At 73.3% G+C, this 2,786-nt stretch carries 1 protein-coding gene; it reads right to left on the reverse strand.

Annotated elements, in window-relative coordinates; genetic code table 11:
- Positions 1-73: 73 nt before the first annotated feature.
- The coding region (locus GKQ77_RS31160) for a type I polyketide synthase (protein WP_219692470.1) at positions 74-2,786 on the reverse strand (2,713 nt) is incomplete at its 5' end.

Here is a 2,786-nt window from a genome sequence, read left to right on the forward strand (position 1 = left end):
GGGCCAGACGGGCCATACGGGCGCTGGGGGTTCTGGGAAGACGGACGCGGGGGTTTCTGGGAAGAGGTGCCGCTCATGTGACGCTCACCTTCCGTGCGAACTTCCGGGCGGCCGGGGCGAGGGCGGCGTGGAGGTGGGCGACCAGGCGGCGCGGGGTCGGGTGGTCGAAGACGAGGCCGGCGGGGAGGCGCAGGCCCGTCGCGGCGTTGAGCCGGTTGCGGAACTCGACCGCGGTCAGCGAGTCGAAACCGAGGTCCTTGAACGCCTGGGTGAGGCTGATGGTGTCGGGCGTGGCATGGCCGAGGACGAGGGCCGCCTCGGCGCGGACGAGGGTCGAGAGGGTGTCCTCGGCCTCCTCGGGGGAGAGACGGGCCAGGCGGTCGCGGAGTCCGGCGGCGTCGGTCGCCGTAGCGGCGGTGGCCCTGCGGACGGGGATACGTACGAGGCCTTGGAGGACAGCGGGTACGGTGCCCGTCTCCAGGTGCGGGCGGAGCAGCGCGGGAACGATCTTGGCGGGGATCTGGCAGGCGCCGCGCGTGGCACGTGCGGCCTCGAACAGCGCCAGCCCCTCCTCGGCCGTGAGGGCCTTGATCCCGAGGCGGGCCGCGCGGGTCAGGTCGGCGTCGTCGAGGTGACCGGTCATGTCGCTGCGCTGTTCCCAGAAGCCCCAGGCCAGCGAGGTGGCGGGCAGGCCGTCGGCGTGACGGCGCTGGGCCAGCGCGTCGAGGAAGACGTTCGCCGCCGCGTAGTTGCCCTGCCCCGGTGTGCCCAGAACGCCTGCCATGGAGGAGAAGAGGACGAACTCCGCGAGGTCCAGTTCGCGGGTGAGTTCGTGCAGGTGCCAGGCGGCGTCGACCTTGGGCCGGAAGACGCTGTCCACGCGCTCTGCCGTCAGGGAGGTGACGATGCCGTCGTCGAGGACGCCGGCGCTGTGGACCACGACGGTGAGGGGGTGTTCGGCGGGGATCTGCGCGAGCAGCGCGGCGAGTGCGTCACAGTCGGCGGTGTCGCAAGCGGCGACGGTGACCTTCACGCCCAACTGCCGCAACTCAGCGGCGAGTTCGGGCGCGCCCGGCGCGTCGGGGCCTCGTCGGCTGGTCAGCAGCAGGTGGCCGGCCTGCCCGGCCGTGGCGTAGCGGCGGGCGAACAGTGAGCCGAGGGTGCCCGTACCACCGGTGATCAGGACCGTGCCGCCCATGGCCGGTTCGGGCGCGGCGTTGTCATCGCGCGAGGTCTCCCGCACGAGCCGGGGAACGTACAGCTGTTGCCGGTCGTCGTCGCGGAGGGCCACCTGCGGCTCGCCGCCTCCCAGCGCCGCGAGGAACGACGCGGTGGGGACGATGGTCTCGTCCGCGATGTCGATCACGGTGAAGCGGCCCGGGTGCTCGGTCTGGGCCGTACGGATCAGACCCCAGGCAGCGGCGTCCGCGGGGTCGGGTGACTCGGTCCCGGTGTGGACGGCGACGGCTCGCCTGGTGAGGAACACCAGCCGGCTGTCGGCCAGACGCTCTTCGGCCAGCCACGCCTGGACCATGTCCAAGGCGTACTGGACGGCCTCGCGCGCGGCGCCGGGGACGTTCTCGGCCGGGCCGGAACTCCCCAGCAGGCCGGTGGCGATGACCAGGTCCGGGAGCGGGGCGTCGGCTGCCAGCAGGGTCGCCAGCTCCGGGTGGCTCTCGACCGCGACACCATCGGGGAACGACGTGACCAGGGCGTCGGGAACGTCGGCGCCCAGGAACGCCACCCGGTCTGCCTTGAGGCCCCTCGTGCCGGGCATGGGGGTCCACTCCAGGCGGAACAGGTGGTCGTCGCCGCCCTGCGCGACGGCCTTCGCCAGCTGCTCGGCGGTGATCGGCCGCATGGCGATCGACTCCACATCGGCGACCGGCCGCCCGGCGGGGTCGGCGAGCCTGACGCCCAGTGTTCCCGTCTCGGAGAAGGTGATCCGCACGCGCAGCGTCCGGGCCCCCACGGCGTGCAGCCGCACGTTCGACCAGGCGAAGAGCAGGGGCACTTCGTCCGAGCGCTGTTCGGAGCGGGCGAAGACAGTGGGGTGGAGCGCGGCGTCGAGGAGAGCGGGGTGGATGCCGTAGTGGTCGGCGTCGGTGGCGCCCTCGGAGTTGTCGTCGGCGGGGAGGCTCACCTCGGCGTAGAGGGTGTCGCCCTGACGCCAGGCGGCGGTCACGCCCTGGAAGGCGGGCCCGTACTGGTAACCGAGCCCGGCGATGACGTCATACAGGGTATCGGCGGGCAGCGGGGTGGCACCGGTCGGCGGCCAGGCCGTGGGCTCCGCCCACTCCGCCGTGTCCGGCGTGGCGGACGGCTGCGGGCCGAGGGTGCCTGTGGCGTGGCGGGTCCAGGGCCGGTCGGGTGTGGCGTCGTCGGGCCGGGAGTGCACGGTGAGGGCTCGGCGGCCGTCGCCGTCGGCTGCCGCGACGTGCACTTGGAGGTGGCATCCGCCGACGGCCGGGAGAGTCAGGGGCGCTTCGAGGGCCAGGTCTTCCAGGTACGGGGTGTCGATGGTGTGGCCGATGTGGAGGGCGAGGTCGACGAACGCGGTGCCGGGCACGAGGGGCGTGTCGTGGACGGCGTGGTCGGCCAGCCAGGGGTGGCTGCCCAGCGACAGGCTGCCGGTGAAGAGGTCGCCGTCGCCGTCCGCGAGGGTGACGGCGGCACCGAGCAGGCCGTGGTCGGTGGCGCGCAGGCCGAGGGTGTGGGGGTCGGTGGCGGTGGTCGTGGCGAGCAGCCAGTAGTGCTGGTGTTGGAAGGGGTAGGTGGGCAGGTCG

The organism is Streptomyces anatolicus (assembly GCF_019400875.1).
Taxonomy (GTDB): Bacteria; Actinomycetota; Actinomycetes; order Streptomycetales; family Streptomycetaceae; genus Streptomyces; species Streptomyces anatolicus.